The organism is Streptomyces sp. NPDC047043, from assembly GCF_040644055.1.
GTDB lineage: Bacteria > Actinomycetota > Actinomycetes > Streptomycetales > Streptomycetaceae > Streptomyces.
Window position 1 is genome coordinate 58,652 of sequence record NZ_JBEYVO010000023.1, and the last position, 14,480, is coordinate 73,131.

9 protein-coding genes are annotated in these 14,480 nt (G+C 69.6%); 7 read left to right on the forward strand and 2 right to left on the reverse strand.

Annotation, left to right across the window (positions count from 1 at the left end; all coding sequences use genetic code 11):
- Positions 1-53: 53 nt before the first annotated feature.
- From ABZ880_RS32555 to ABZ880_RS32570, 4 genes are all read left to right on the forward strand, one after another.
- Complete coding sequence (locus ABZ880_RS32555; protein ID WP_361270461.1) at positions 54-1,766, forward strand: diaminobutyrate--2-oxoglutarate transaminase family protein; 1,713 nt, start codon at positions 54-56, stop codon at positions 1,764-1,766.
- A 579-nt stretch (positions 1,767-2,345) separates the two neighbouring features.
- The gene (locus ABZ880_RS32560) at positions 2,346-4,769 is read left to right on the forward strand and encodes an IucA/IucC family protein (protein WP_361270147.1); all 2,424 of its coding nucleotides are present in this window, start codon (positions 2,346-2,348) and stop codon (positions 4,767-4,769) included.
- Positions 4,770-4,863: 94 nt separating this feature from the next.
- Positions 4,864-5,676, forward strand: coding sequence for a GNAT family N-acetyltransferase (locus ABZ880_RS32565; protein WP_361270149.1), 813 nt, complete (start codon positions 4,864-4,866; stop codon positions 5,674-5,676).
- 302 nt (positions 5,677-5,978) lie between these two features.
- Positions 5,979-7,961, forward strand: a complete 1,983-nt coding sequence (locus ABZ880_RS32570) for an ATP-dependent DNA helicase (RefSeq protein ID WP_361270152.1) — start codon at positions 5,979-5,981, stop codon at positions 7,959-7,961.
- Positions 7,962-8,119: 158 nt separating this feature from the next.
- Here the strand turns inward: ABZ880_RS32570 and lexA are convergent, their stop codons facing one another.
- Positions 8,120-8,899 carry a transcriptional repressor LexA gene (gene lexA, locus ABZ880_RS32575; protein ID WP_352382363.1) on the reverse strand — a complete coding sequence of 260 codons (780 nt, stop codon included), beginning with the start codon at positions 8,897-8,899 and terminating at the stop codon, positions 8,120-8,122.
- A gap of 564 nt (positions 8,900-9,463) precedes the next feature.
- On the opposite strand from lexA, the gene nrdR reads away from it, so the two are divergent.
- Positions 9,464-10,024: a transcriptional regulator NrdR gene (nrdR, locus tag ABZ880_RS32580; protein WP_361270156.1), complete on the forward strand. Its 561-nt coding sequence runs from the start codon at positions 9,464-9,466 to the stop codon at positions 10,022-10,024.
- A gap of 163 nt (positions 10,025-10,187) precedes the next feature.
- Positions 10,188-13,082 carry a vitamin B12-dependent ribonucleotide reductase gene (locus ABZ880_RS32585; RefSeq protein ID WP_361270159.1) on the forward strand — a complete coding sequence of 965 codons (2,895 nt, stop codon included), beginning with the start codon at positions 10,188-10,190 and terminating at the stop codon, positions 13,080-13,082.
- Positions 13,083-13,173: 91 nt separating this feature from the next.
- Here ABZ880_RS32585 and ABZ880_RS32590 read toward each other — a convergent pair whose 3' ends face one another.
- Positions 13,174-13,707, reverse strand: a complete 534-nt coding sequence (locus ABZ880_RS32590) for a TerD family protein (protein ID WP_361270163.1) — start codon at positions 13,705-13,707, stop codon at positions 13,174-13,176.
- Positions 13,708-13,867: 160 nt separating this feature from the next.
- On the opposite strand from ABZ880_RS32590, the gene ABZ880_RS32595 reads away from it, so the two are divergent.
- Positions 13,868-14,473 (forward strand): YdbC family protein, encoded by a 606-nt coding sequence (locus ABZ880_RS32595; RefSeq protein WP_361270166.1) that lies wholly within the window; start codon positions 13,868-13,870, stop codon positions 14,471-14,473.
- The last annotated feature ends 7 nt before the right edge of the window (positions 14,474-14,480 follow it).

Here is a 14,480-nt window from a genome sequence, read left to right on the forward strand (position 1 = left end):
GACGGAGCGCAGTCGGTGAGGCGTCGGTCACGGCGCGGGCGGCGCACGAGGGGATTCTGCGGCGCCAGGCGGCGCGCGAGTCGGCGGCGCGCACCTACGCGCGCGCCCTGCCGATCGTGCCGGTACGGGCGCGCGGCCTGACCATCGAGGGCGCCGACGGCCGCCGGTACCTCGACTGTCTCTCCGGTGCCGGAACGCTCGCCCTGGGCCACAACCACCCCGTCGTCCTGGAGGCCATCCGCAAGGTCCTGGACTCGGGCGCACCACTGCATGTCCTCGACCTCGCGACACCCGTCAAGGACGCCTTCATCACCGAGCTGTTCCAGACCCTGCCGCCCGGCCTCGCCAACCGCGCACGTGTGCAGTTCTGCGGGCCGGCCGGAACCGATGCGGTGGAGGCCGCGCTGAAGCTGGCTCGGACGGCGACCGGCCGCAGCGGAATCCTGGCCTTCACCGGCGCCTACCACGGCATGACCGCCGGAGCGCTCGAAGCATCCGGAGACGCCTCCGACGTACGGGTCGCCCGCCTTCCCTATCCGCAGGACTACCGCTGCCCCTTCGGCGTCGGCGGCCCGCGCGGCGCCGAACTCGCCGCCCGCTGGACCGAGTCCGTCCTCGACGACCCCAAGTCGGGGGTGCCGCACCCCGCCGGGATGATCCTCGAACCGGTCCAGGGCGAGGGCGGGGTGATCCCTGCGCCGGACGCGTGGATGCGCCGCATGCGGCAGATCACCGCCGCCCGCTCCATTCCGCTGATCGCCGACGAGGTCCAGACGGGGGTCGGCCGCACGGGAGCCTTCTGGGCGGTGGAGCACAGCGGGATCACCCCCGACGTGATGGTCCTCTCCAAGGCCATCGGCGGCAGCCTCCCCCTCGCCGTGGTGGTCTACCGCGACGACCTCGACGTCTGGGAGCCCGGCGCCCACGCAGGCACGTTCCGCGGCAACCAACTCGCCATGGCCGCGGGCACGGCAACCCTGGCCCACGTCCGCGAAAACGGCCTCGCCGAACGAGCCGCAGCCCTTGGCTCCCACATGCTCACCCAACTCCGCGCCCTGGCACGGGGGTTGCCGTGCATCGGGGACGTGCGGGGGCGGGGGTTGATGATCGGGGTGGAGCTGGTGGATGCGGAGGGGGACGGCGGGGGGTTCGGTGGTGGTGAGGGGGATTCGGGGGGTCCAGGGCCGGGTCGGGGGACCGGCGAGGCGGGTTGGGGGACTGGTGAGACGGATTGGGGCCCTGATGCACTGGATCGAAATCTTGATGCATTGCATCCGGGGCTGGATGTACCGGATGTTCTGGATCGCGGGTCAGACGCGTGGGTTCGAGGGACAGGCGCGTTGCCACGAGAGCCCGGGTCGGGGCGAGAGTCGGGCGCGCTGGTTCAGGGGCTTGCCGGCCTGCGCCCTGGGAGCGATGACGATCGCCCCGATGCCTCGGTGGGGTTCCGGCGTCTCGGCGGTGGGTCGAGTCCGGCGGCGGTGAGGGATCCCGGGGCCGACGGCCCTCGCCCGGCCGTCCCCGAACTCGCCGCCGCCGTCCAACGGGAGTGCCTGCGACGCGGCTTGATCGTCGAACTGGGCGGCCGCCACGCCAGTGTCGTACGGCTCCTCCCACCACTGACGATCAGCGACGAGCAGGCGGCCGCGGTACTCGACCGACTGGCCGACGCGGTGGAGGCAGCCTCGCGCGACTACACCGGCCGACCTCCGGGCCTCGATCCCCGCCACAGACACCAGGGGGATTGCGCCGAGCGGGCGGGCTAGCAGGGCGGCTGTTGTCGGCGCCCGCTGGTACGTCCAGGTCGAGGTCGCCGTCTGCAGCGCAGTAGGAGCCACGTCCGTCACCGCCCCGAGCCACCGACGAGGAACACCGTGAACACCACTCCCACATCCGACGCCGACGCACAGGGTCCCGGGCAAGTCTCGACCGAGGGGTCTGCCTCGGGCCTCACACCATCCGTATCGGCAACCGCATCTTTGCTCCGTCAGCAGGGAGGGCCATCGGATCGGGATACGGAGCGGGAGCGAGAGCGGGGTTCGGACGGGGGAGGCGTTGCGGGAGCGGACGCGGGTCGGGAGGCGGGTTCGGGGGCAGGACTGGGTTCCGAGCCGGGCGGAGCCCAAGGGGAAGACAGGGTTCCGGGGCAGGGTAGGGCCCGGGAGGCCCACAGGGTTTTGGAGCAAGGGAAAGCATCGGAGTCGGCGAGGGCCCAGGTATCGGGTCAGGCGAGTGACCAAGCAGTGGGGGAGGCAGGGGCTCAGGGTCAGGCAAGCGCACAAGAATCGGGGCAGATCAGGGCTCGGGAGCAGGCGAGGGCCCTGCAACTGACGGCCCAGGATCGGATGCGGCCCCCGGAGCAGACAACCCAGGAACAGAAGCGCGTTCCGGCGGAGACCATCCAGGGCCAGGGGGCTGCCTCGGATCAGACGACCCAGGACGAGAAACCCCAGGACCAGAAGGGGGCCCCGGATCAGACGGCCCAAGGTCAGACGACCCAGGACGAGACGCCCCAGGACCAGAAGGTCGTCCCGGATCGGACGCCCCAGGACCAGAGGGTCGTCCCGGATCAGACGCCCCAGGACCAGAGGGTCGTCCCGGATCGGACGCCCCAGGACCAGAAGGTCGTCCCGGATCAGACGGCCCAGGACCAGAGGGTCGTCCCGGATCGGACGCCCCAGGACCAGAAGGTCGTCCCGGACCAGACGGCCCAAGGTCAGACGCCCCAGGACCAGAAGGTCGTCCCGGATCGGACGCCCCAGGTTCAGACTCGCGCCCCGGCGCAGAGCACCACCCAGGACCAGAAGCTCACCCCGGCCCAAACGGCCCAGGACCGCACGCGCACCAAGGAGCAGAACAACCCCCTGGTTGCCGAGCGTTCGCACCGCGACACCGCCGATCTCCTGGAGCACCCGGACCCGCACACCGCGGCCGAGGCCGCAGCCGTCGAGAACCTGCTGCGCTGCTGGGCACGCGAGGCCAACCTCCAGGCCCCCGACGACGGCATGCTGCGCATCCCCTTGCCCGCCAGCGGCACGGCCCTGCTCGCCCCGGTGCGCTACTGGTCCCCAAGCGGATGGCACCGCTTCGGCCTCCCATACCTCGCCGACACCCCCGAACCCTCCCCACCGGCCGACGCGGTCACGGTTGCCGCACTGCTCGCCCGTGAGACGCCCAGCAGCACTGACACCGACACCGGCACCGGCACCGAAACCGGGACCGGCCACGACAGCGACACCGCCAACCCACCCGCGACCGCCCGTACCGCAGGCCCCGACCTGGTCGCCCGCGTCGCCGACTCCCTTCGTCGCACCGTCACTTTCATCCGTGAACGCCGGGAACGCCCTGCCGACGGACCCGACCTCTTTCTCGCGGCCGAACAGTCACTCCTGCTCGGGCACCCGCTGCACCCCACCCCGAAGAGCCGTGAAGGTCTCTCCGAGGCCGAAGCGCGCCTGTATTCACCGGAGTTGCGCGGCTCCTTCCCTCTGCACTGGCTGGCTGTCGCCCCTTCCGTAATTGCAACCGACTCGGCCTGGACCGAGCGGGGCCGCCCCGTCCCCGCACCCCACCTCACGGCACGACTCGCCGAAGCCGAGCTGTCGCTGCCCGACGGCTACGCAGCCCTGCCGCTTCACCCCTGGCAGCTGCGCGACCTCCGGCAGCGCTCCGCGACCGCGGCCCTGTTCGACGCCGGGCTGCTCCGCGACCTCGGCACACTCGGCTCCCCGTGGCACCCCACCTCCTCCGTCCGCACGGTCCACCGGTCCGGTGCCCCGGCCATGCTCAAGCTGTCGCTCGGCCTGCGGATCACCAACTCCTGCCGGGAGAACCTCCGTAAGGAACTGCACCGAGGCGTCGAAGTCCACCGCCTGCTGCGCAGCGGCTTGTCCAAGCAGTGGCAGGCCGCGCACCCGACGTTCGACATCGTCCGCGACCCGGCCTGGCTCGCCGTCGACACGCCCGACGGCAATCCCGTGCCCGGACTCGACGTGATGATCCGGCACAACCCATTCAGCCCGTCCGACGATGTCACCTGCATCGCCGGCCTCGTCTCGCCCCGCCCGCAGGCCCGAGCCGACACCTCTGCGGATCGAGCCGGCGCCTCTGCGGATTCGGCTCGCCGCCGGGAGGAAGGGCCCTGCGCCGTGCGGTCCCGGCTGGCCGAGATCGTCACGCGCCTCGCCGACCGGACCGGCCGCCCCCGTGGCGCTGTCGCCGCCGAGTGGTTCCTGCGCTACCTCGAGCAGGTTGTCCGCCCCGTGCTCTGGCTGGACGCGGAGGCGGGCGTTGCTCTGGAGGCCCACCAGCAGAACACGCTGCTCCTGCTGGACGCCGACGGCTGGCCCTCGGGCGGCCGCTACCGAGACAACCAGGGCTACTACTTCCGCGAGTCCCGGCGCGCGGAGCTCGACGCCCGGCTGCCCAGCATCGGCCGGCACAGCGACACCTTCGTCTCCGACGAGGTCACCGACGAGCGGTTCGCCTACTACCTCGCGATCAACAACGTGCTCGGCCTCATCGGTGCGTTCGGCTCCCAGCGCCTGGCCGACGAACGGCTCCTGCTCGCGGCCTTCCGACGCTTCCTCGGCGATGTCGCCTCCGGCCCCGCCGGGCTGCGCTCCTCACTGCCCGCCCAACTGCTCGACTCACCCGTACTGCGCTGCAAGGCCAACCTGCTCACCCGACTGCACGGCCTGGACGAACTCGTCGGCCCGGTCGACACGCAGTCCGTCTACGTCACCATCGCCAACCCCCTCCGTTCCTGACACGCCCTTTCCAACCGCCATCGCCGACCGTCACCAACTCCCTTCATCCCCGAGGGGGATGCCCCACCCCGCCTTCTGAGAGAGGAGCGTCGCCGTGCCTCCCACCGACGCCGGCACACACACAGCCGCCACCGCCCCCAGCACCGACACGGGCGCGAACCCGGGCGCCCGTACGGCCGAGAGCAGTACTGGAGCGGGCACGGACAGCGAGGACACGCTGGATCTGCGCCTGCCGGACGAGCTGATCGCGCTTCTCGCCGAGGAGGCCGACATCGGCGGTGACGGGAGCCGGCGGGAGGACGCGACCCCACCCTTCTCCGTCACCACGACGGACGACGATCTTCTCGACCATGTTCGCGACTGGGGGCCGATCGCCACCCCCGTCGGTGTGTTCCACCTCGTCCCCGTGCACATCGAGCGTGACCTACCGCTGATCAGCCGCTGGATGAACGACCCGGCCGTCGCGGAGTTCTGGGAGCTGGCGGGGCCCCAGACCGTGACCGAAGAGCACCTACGGACTCAGCTCACCGGCGACGGACGCAGCGTTCCCTGCCTCGGGGCGCTGGAGGGCACACCGATGAGCTACTGGGAGATCTACCGGGCGGACCTCGACCCACTGGCCCGCCACTATCCCGCTCGACCTCATGACACCGGAATCCACCTCCTCATCGGCCGTGTCGCCGACCGCGGGCGTGGGCTCGGCAGCACGCTCCTCAGAGCCGTGGCCGACCTCGCGCTCGACAAACGGCCTGCCTGCGCACGCGTCGTCGCGGAACCCGACCTTCGCAACACCCCCTCCGTAGCCGCCTTCCTGAGCGCTGGCTTCCGGTTCTCCGCCGAGGTCGACCTGCCCGCCAAGCGGGCCGCCCTCATGGTCCGAGACCGGTCCCTGCGCGATCTGCTGTGACGCCCTGCCGCAGCTTCGTCACTTTTGGTACACCGCCCGCGCCGGTCCGGTTCCCACCTCCGACAATGGAATTTCCACCGCCGCCGAACCGGGTTCGGAGCCTTCCGGCAAGCCGGTTCCGGAGCCCTCGGTCAAGCCGGATTCGGAACTCTTGTCCGCCCCCGAACCAGCTCCCCCTCCCCGCCGCAACCGATCCCAACTGATCCAAACCCGTCAAGACCGTGCAGCACCCGGTCTTGATCTCACCCCTCACCTGCTTTGATCACCCGTTTGTCAGTGCCGGGCCGTAGGGTGGTCGCGCTATGACGAAGCCCTCACTCCCCGAACTCCTGCATGCTGCCGTCACTGCCGTCGGCGGCACGGAGCGCCCTGGCCAGGTGACCATGGCCGAAGCCGTCGCGGAGGCGATCGACGACGGCTCCCATCTGCTCGTCCAGGCCGGCACCGGCACCGGAAAGTCGCTGGGCTACCTCGTGCCCGCGCTCGCGCACGGGGAGAGAGTCGTCGTGGCCACCGCCACCCTGGCCCTGCAGCGTCAGCTCGTGGAGCGGGACCTGCCGCGCACGGTCGATGCGCTGCACCCTCTGCTTCGCCGCCGCCCGGAGTTCGCGATGCTCAAGGGCAGGTCGAACTACCTGTGTCTGCACCGCCTCCACGAGGGGGTCCCGCAGGACGAGGAGGAGGGGCTTTTCGACCAGTTCGAGGCAGCCGCACCCACCAGCAAGCTGGGCCAGGACCTGCTGCGGATGCGCGACTGGGCGGACGAGACCGAGTCGGGCGACCGAGACGATCTCACCCCCGGCGTTTCCGACCGGGCCTGGGCACAGGTGTCGGTCTCGTCCCGCGAGTGCCTGGGCGCGTCGAAGTGCGCGTACGGCGCCGAGTGTTTCGCCGAGCTGGCCCGTGAGCGCGCCAAGCTCTCCGACGTCGTGGTCACCAACCACGCGCTGCTCGCGATCGACGCCATCGAGGGCGCCCCGGTCCTCCCGCAGCACGAGGTGCTGATCGTCGACGAGGCGCACGAACTGGTCTCCCGGGTCACAGGGGTTGCCACCGGAGAACTCACGCCGGGCCAGGTCAACCGCGCGGTGCGGCGTGCCGCGAAGCTGGCGAACGAGAAGGCCGCCGACCAGCTCCAGACCGCCGCCGAGGGCTTCGAGCGGCTGATGGAGCTGGCCCTGCCGGGCCGCTTGGAGGAGATCCCGGAGGACCTCGGCTACGCACTTATGGCGCTGCGGGATGCCTGCCGTACGGTGATCTCCGCGATCGGCGCGACCCGCGACAAGTCCGTCCAGGACGAGGACGCGGTCCGCAAGCAGGCGCTGGCGTCCGTGGAGTCGGTGCACGACGTTGCGGAGCGGATCACGAACGGCTCCGAATGGGACGTCGTCTGGTACGAGCGCCACGACCGCTTCGGCGCCTCCCTGCGCGTCGCCCCCATGTCGGTGTCGGGCCTGCTGAGGGAGAAGCTCTTCGCGGACCGCTCCGTCGTCCTGACCTCGGCGACACTGAAGCTGGGCGGCGACTTCAACGGCGTCGGCGCCTCCCTCGGACTCGCCCCCGAGGGCACCGAGGGCGAGGACCTCCCGCAGTGGAAGGGCGTCGACGTCGGCTCGCCCTTCGACTACCCGAAGCAGGGCATCCTCTACGTCGCCAAGCACCTGTCGCGCCCCGCGCGCGAAGGCGACCGCGCGGACATGCTGGACGAGCTCACGGAACTGATCCAGGCGGCCGGCGGACGCACCCTCGGCCTCTTCTCCTCCATGCGGGCCGCGCAGCTCGCCGCGGAGGAACTGCGCTCCCGTATCCCGGAGTTCCCGATCCTCCTCCAGGGCGAGGAGACGCTCGGCGAGCTGATCAAGAACTTCGCGGCCGACCCCAAGACCTGCCTCTTCGGGACGCTCTCGCTCTGGCAGGGCGTCGACGTGCCCGGCCCCAGCTGCCAGCTGGTCGTCATGGACAAGATCCCGTTCCCGCGTCCCGACGACCCCCTGATGAGCGCCCGTCAGAAGGCGGTGGAGGACGCGGGAGGCAACGGCTTCATGGCGGTCGCCGCCACCCACGCCGCGCTCCTCATGGCCCAGGGCGCCGGCCGTCTCGTGCGCGCGTCGGGTGACCGAGGCGTGGTCGCCGTACTCGATCAGCGGCTGGCCACGGCCCGGTACGGCAGCTATCTCAAGGCGTCACTGCCGGACTTCTGGTACACGACGGACCGTAATCAGGTCCGGAAGTCGCTCGCCGCGATCGACGCGATGGCTAAGAAGGCTGAAGCGGAAGTCGAGTGACTAGGGGGCTTTTCTGACGCGCCACCGCGTCAGACCAGCCCCCTAGTCCCACATCGCGCGCCACCGGGACCCGGACAGCACAGGGCCCCGGAACCGGCGCAGGGGTCCCGGGGCCCGGTCAGGGGGCGGTACCCACGAGGAACCGCCCGCAGCAGCCGTCACACGCGCCGCAGCACCGCCACCACCTTGCCGAGGATGGTCGCGTCATCGCCGGGGATCGGCTCGTACGCCGAGTTGTGCGGGAGGAGCCAGACATGGCCGTCCTCGCGCTTGAAGCGCTTGACGGTGGCCTCGCCGTCGAGCATCGCGGCGACGATGTCGCCGTTCTCGGCGACGGGCTGGCGGCGGACCGTGACCCAGTCGCCGTCGCAGATCGCGGCCTCGATCATCGAGTCGCCGACGACCTTCAGCACGAACAGCTCGCCGTCACCGACCAGTTGGCGGGGGAGAGGGAAGACGTCCTCGACCGACTCCTCGGCGAGGATCGGACCACCGGCGGCGATCCGGCCGACCAGCGGGACGTACGACGCGGCGGGCTTGCCGGCGGTGTCCGTGGGCTGCACCGAGGCGCCCTGGTCGGAGCCGCGCACCTCGTACGCGCGCGGGCGGTGCGGGTCGCGGCGCAGGAAGCCCTTGCGCTCCAGTGCCATCAGTTGGTGTGCCACGGAGGAGGTGCTGGAGAGGCCGACCGCCTGGCCGATCTCGCGCATCGACGGCGGGTAGCCGCGCCGCTGCACGGAGTCCCGGATGACCTCGATGACCCGGCGCTGTCGGTCGGTGAGTCCGGAGCTGTCCGCCCGGATGCCTGGAGGTCGGCCCGGTAGGGAGCGCTTGTGCCCCTCGGGATTCACGGCTTCGTTCATCGCATGCACCGGCTCGAGTCGGCCCTGGGAGCGGTCCTGGGCAGTGATGGTGGCACTGTCTGCGGTGGTGGTCACGTCGGCCCCTCTCGATGGTCTCCCTGCTGGACAACGGTAGTTGCTTTCGAAAGGTTGCGCCAAACACACGTTCGAGTGAAAAAACGCGGATCGCCTGACTTGATCATGTGTCTGGGTGTATGGCTAACGCGGTCCCTGGCGGACAAAAGCGCTCATTGTTGTACTCTTCACCGCCGGGGTGGTGACCTCGTGGGTTATTGCCTCAGTCTGCCATCCGGCATCCCGTCAACCGGGCACCGGCTCCCATCTCTTCGGGAGCCCCACGTCCTCTCCCTGTGGCGCCCACGGTATCTCCGCATGTGCCGCAACGGTACGGCTGTGCACCTGGGCATTCGTGCTGCGGCGCGGACGCGTGGCACATGCCAATACGCCCGCGACACGCGCGGGTGGCGTGTATGTATGGGCCAATCCCCACATCTAGTGGTTGGATTTCAACAGCAGCCCAGAAGTTGTGGTCCCCCGGGTCTTCAGGCTCCTGGCGATCGCCTATGCTTGGGGCTGCTTCGAGGGGCCCATGAGGCCCAGCGAGGCTATTGAGTCTGCTGTGAGGAGGGTTGGGAATTCATGCACTGCCCCTTCTGCAGGCACCCCGACAGCCGTGTCGTCGACAGCCGTACGACCGATGACGGCACGTCGATCCGCAGGCGCCGCCAGTGTCCGGACTGCTCCCGTCGTTTCACGACCGTGGAGACGTGTTCGCTCATGGTGGTCAAGCGGTCCGGAGTTACCGAGCCTTTCAGCCGTACCAAGGTCATCAATGGCGTGCGCAAGGCATGCCAGGGGCGGCCTGTCACCGAGGACGCACTCGCCCAGCTCGGCCAGCGGGTCGAGGAGGCGGTGCGGGCCACCGGAAGCGCCGAGCTGACCACCCACGACGTGGGGCTGGCCATACTCGGCCCGTTGCAGGAGCTCGACCTCGTCGCGTATCTGCGATTCGCCTCCGTCTACCGGGCGTTCGACTCGCTCGAGGACTTCGAGGCCGCGATCGCGGAACTCAGGGCGGGGGAGCGACGCGCCGCCGCGGACGACGACGATCGCGAGGACGCTGTCGCGGGGAGCCAGGAGGACGACCGCGGGTCCGGGGGGACTGTTCAGGTTCCCGAGCCCGCCCACGCCGCCGACTGACCGGCGGGCCGGAACCGGGCGGAGACCCCGGATCCGGCCGCGGGGCGGCGACCGAAGACCTGTTGCGGGCGGCAGCGAGAGATGCCCGCAACACACGACACATCACCGTGCCACGGGAACATCGGGGCACTTCAGGGCGTTTTAGCCCGTACAGGGAGGCGGCATGACAGAGACGGCGAGCGGTCCGGCACGAGGTTCCCGAGCCAAGGGCGCCAAGGCCACCAAGGGACTGCGTATCGAGCGCATCCACACCACCCCCGGCGTGCACCCGTACGACGAGGTCCAGTGGGAGCGTCGTGACGTCGTCATGACCAACTGGCGCGACGGCTCGGTCAACTTCGAGCAGCGTGGCGTCGAGTTCCCCGACTTCTGGTCGGTGAACGCGGTCAACATCGTCACCAGCAAGTACTTCCGCGGTGCCGTCGGCACCCCGCAGCGCGAGACCGGCCTCAAGCAGCTGATCGACCGCATCGTGAAGACGTATCGGAAGGCCGGCGAGGACTACAAGTACTTCGCCTCGCCCGCCGACGCCGAGATCTTCGAGCACGAGCTGGCGTATGCCCTCCTGCACCAGATCTTCAGCTTCAACAGCCCCGTGTGGTTCAACGTCGGTACGCCGCAGCCCCAGCAGGTCTCGGCCTGCTTCATCCTGGCCGTCGACGACTCCATGGAGTCGATCCTCGACTGGTACAAGGAAGAGGGCATGATCTTCAAGGGCGGTTCGGGCGCCGGCCTGAACCTCTCCCGCATCCGCTCCTCCAAGGAGCTGCTGTCCTCCGGCGGCAACGCCTCCGGTCCGGTCTCCTTCATGCGCGGTGCCGACGCCTCCGCAGGAACGATCAAGTCCGGTGGCGCCACCCGCCGCGCCGCCAAGATGGTCATCCTCGACGTCAACCACCCCGACATCGAGGACTTCATCGAGACCAAGGTGAAGGAAGAGGAGAAGATCCGCGCCCTGCGTGACGCGGGCTTCGACATGGACCTGGGCGGCGACGACATCACGTCCGTCCAGTACCAGAACGCCAACAACTCGGTCCGTGTGAACGACACGTTCATGAAGGCCGTGGAGACGGGCGGCAAGTTCGGCCTGACGTCCCGCATGACCGGCGAGGTCATCGAGGAGGTCGACGCCAAGGCCCTGTTCCGCAAGATGGCCGAGGCCGCCTGGGCCTGCGCCGACCCGGGCATCCAGTACGACGACACCATCAACCACTGGCACACCTGCCCGGAGTCCGGCCGTATCAACGGCTCGAACCCCTGCAGCGAGTACATGCACCTGGACAACACGTCCTGCAACCTCGCCTCGCTGAACCTGATGAAGTTCCTGAAGGACGACGGCAAGGGCACCCAGTCCTTCGACGTCGAGCGCTTCGCGAAGGTCGTCGAGCTCGTCATCACCGCGATGGACATCTCCATCTGCTTCGCGGACTTCCCGACCCAGAAGATCGGCGAGAACACGCGCGCGTTCCGCCAGCTCGGCATCGGCTACGCCAACCTCGGCGCCCTGCTGATGGCGACCGGCCACGCGTACGACTCGGACGGCGGCCGCGCCCTCGCCGGCGCCATCACCTCCCTGATGACCGGCACGTCGTACAGGCGCTCCGCCGAACTCGCCGCGGTCGTCGGCCCGTACGACGGCTACGCCCGCAACTCGCAACCGCACCTGCGGGTGATGAAGCAGCACGCCGACGAGAACACCAAGGCCGTCCGCATGGACGACCTGGACACGCCGATCTGGGCCGCCGCCACGGAGGCCTGGCAGGACGTGCTGCGTCTCGGTGAGAAGAACGGTTTCCGTAACTCCCAGGCTTCCGTCATCGCCCCGACCGGCACCATCGGTCTGGCGATGTCCTGCGACACCACCGGTCTCGAGCCCGACCTCGCGCTGGTCAAGTTCAAGAAGCTCGTCGGCGGCGGCTCGATGCAGATCGTCAACGGCACCGTGCCGCAGGCCCTGCGCCGCCTGGGCTACCAGGAGGAGCAGATCGAGGCGATCGTCGCCCACATCGCCGAGCACGGAAATGTGGTCAACGCGCCGGGCCTCAAGCACGAGCACTACGAGGTCTTCGACTGCGCCATGGGCGAGCGCTCCATCTCCGCGATGGGCCACGTCCGCATGATGGCCGCGATCCAGCCGTGGATCTCCGGTGCGCTCTCCAAGACGGTCAACATGCCGGAGTCGGCGACTGTCGAGGAGGTCGAGGAGATCTACTTCGAGGCCTGGAAGATGGGCGTCAAGGCGCTCGCCATCTACCGCGACAACTGCAAGGTCGGCCAGCCGCTCTCCGCCAAGACCAAGGAGAAGGAGAAGGCCGAGGTCACGGAGAAGGCCGAGGCGACCATCCGCGAGACGGTCGAGAAGGTCATCGAGTACCGCCCGGTCCGCAAGCGCCTCCCGAAGGGCCGTCCCGGCATCACGACGTCCTTCACGGTCGGCGGCGCCGAGGGCTACATGACCGCCAACTCCTACCCGGACGACGGTCTCGGCGAGGTCTTCCTGAAGATGTCCAAGCAGGGCTCGACCCTCGCGGGCATGATGGACGCCTTCTCCATCGCGGTCTCCGTCGGCCTCCAGTACGGCGTGCCGCTGGAGACGTACGTCTCGAAGTTCACCAACATGCGTTTCGAGCCGGCCGGTATGACGGACGACCCGGACGTGCGGATGGCGCAGTCGATCGTCGACTACATCTTCCGCCGCCTGGCGCTGGACTTCCTGCCCTTCGAGACGCGCTCCGCGCTCGGCATCCACTCCGCCGACGAGCGCCAGCGTCACCTGGAGACCGGTTCGTACGAGCCGTCCGAGGACGAGGTCGACGTCGAGGGTCTGGCCCAGTCGGCGCCGCGCGCCCAGGAGTTGAAGGCGGTCGCCACGCCGCGTGCCGAGGTCGAGGCGGCCAAGCCCGCTCCGAAGCAGGCCCACACCAGCGCCGAGCTGGTGGAGATGCAGCTGGGCATTCAGGCCGACGCCCCGCTGTGCTTCTCCTGCGGAACGAAGATGCAGCGGGCCGGTTCCTGCTACATCTGCGAGGGCTGCGGCTCGACCAGCGGCTGCAGCTGACCCGGGCAGGGGCACGCCCCGCCTGACAGACAGTCCCTGAGGAGGGGCGCCGACCACGCGTCGGTGCCCCTCCTCGCCGTAGAGCCGCCCGTCAGGGCTGCTGCGCCCGCCCCATGGTCCTGGTGAACGTCGCCGGGTCGTCCTCGAAGCCGTGGATGCCGGGGTGGAAGTTCCAGCCGCCGGAGTTGTCGCGCACGAACTCGCCCACGGTCGCCGCCGTTGCCCCGAGGACATCGCCGAATTCGTCCTCGGCCAGGACGGTGTAGCCCTCGCGGATGCGCAGCCCCGGGTTGAGGACGCTGACGAACGTCCGCTGCGCCGAGCGCTGCTGGATGACGACGCCGACCACCACGCGCGCGTACCGGTCGCCGAGCCGGTCGAGCTCCAGTGTCATGACCTCGTCCCAGCCGAAGCCCTTGCCGTCCTTGCTGTCCCGGTTGAGGTAGATGGTGCCGTCGGGGGAGCGGCTGTCGAAGTGCACCACATAGGCGGGATCGCCGTACGGATCGCCTGCCACATAGGTGGCGGCCACGATGTCCAGATCGGTGGGCGGCTGCCCCGCCGGACTCGGGTCCCACTTCAGTGCGACTTCGACCTTGCGGATCCCCTTGTTGAGGCCGTTCACCACAGTTCCCCTTCCCCGTTCCCCTGTGCCCCTTCCGCGGCCCTAACTGCCGGGCGGACAAGGCCGGTTGTCCATCCTGCCACGCGCGCGTGTACGTGTGCGGCAGAGCTGTTCGGCGGAGAGTGACCGGCGCCACGCTCCGTGGCCTTACCATGGCGCGGTGCTGGTCAAGTGGATTCGCTGCACCGTGGTGGACCGCCGCGGCTTCGAGCGGGGGCAGCGAAAGTGGGCGGGGCTTCTGGGGGAGCCGGGGTTTCGGGGACAAGGCGGTGGCTGGAGCCGGGGACGGCCAGGAGTGGCACACATCTTCGCGTTCTGGGAGAGCCGTGCCTTCTACGACTCCTTCATGGCCCGCTCGCACGATCGGCTGGCGGCCGCCCAGTCCGGCACGTTCAAGGACGCCCAGGTCAAGCTCTTCGACTACCGCTTCGACGTGAAGACCGGCTTCGAACCGCGTTTCACGGACGCCGACCTGCTGCGGGTCGCCCTCTGCCGCGTCCACGAGGATCGCGCCGAGCACTTCACCCTGATGCAGGAGAAGGTCTGGAACCCCGCCATGGCCGGCTCACCGGGCATGATCCGCGGGCTGTTCGGCGAGGCCCCGGGGCACGAGTTCCTGGTGCTGTCGATGTGGCGGTCGGCCGCCGAACACGGCAAATACCGCACGGAGCGCGTGGAACGACTCGCCCTGCGGGCTCAGACGGAGGCGGACGTCGCAGCCCTCACGGGCGACATCGTCGAGCTGGAATCGACCTGGACGGTATGACATCGGA

What these genes read in the sequence shown, in the direction of transcription:
- ABZ880_RS32560 (WP_361270147.1), top strand. Translation starts at nt 2,346, where the DNA reads ATGCGGCCCCCGGAGCAGACAACCCAGGAACAGAAGCGCGTTCCGGCG.
- ABZ880_RS32570 (WP_361270152.1), top strand. Translation starts at nt 5,979, where the DNA reads ATGACGAAGCCCTCACTCCCCGAACTCCTGCATGCTGCCGTCACTGCC.
- nrdR (WP_361270156.1), top strand. Translation starts at nt 9,464, where the DNA reads ATGCACTGCCCCTTCTGCAGGCACCCCGACAGCCGTGTCGTCGACAGC.
- ABZ880_RS32585 (WP_361270159.1), top strand. Translation starts at nt 10,188, where the DNA reads ATGACAGAGACGGCGAGCGGTCCGGCACGAGGTTCCCGAGCCAAGGGC.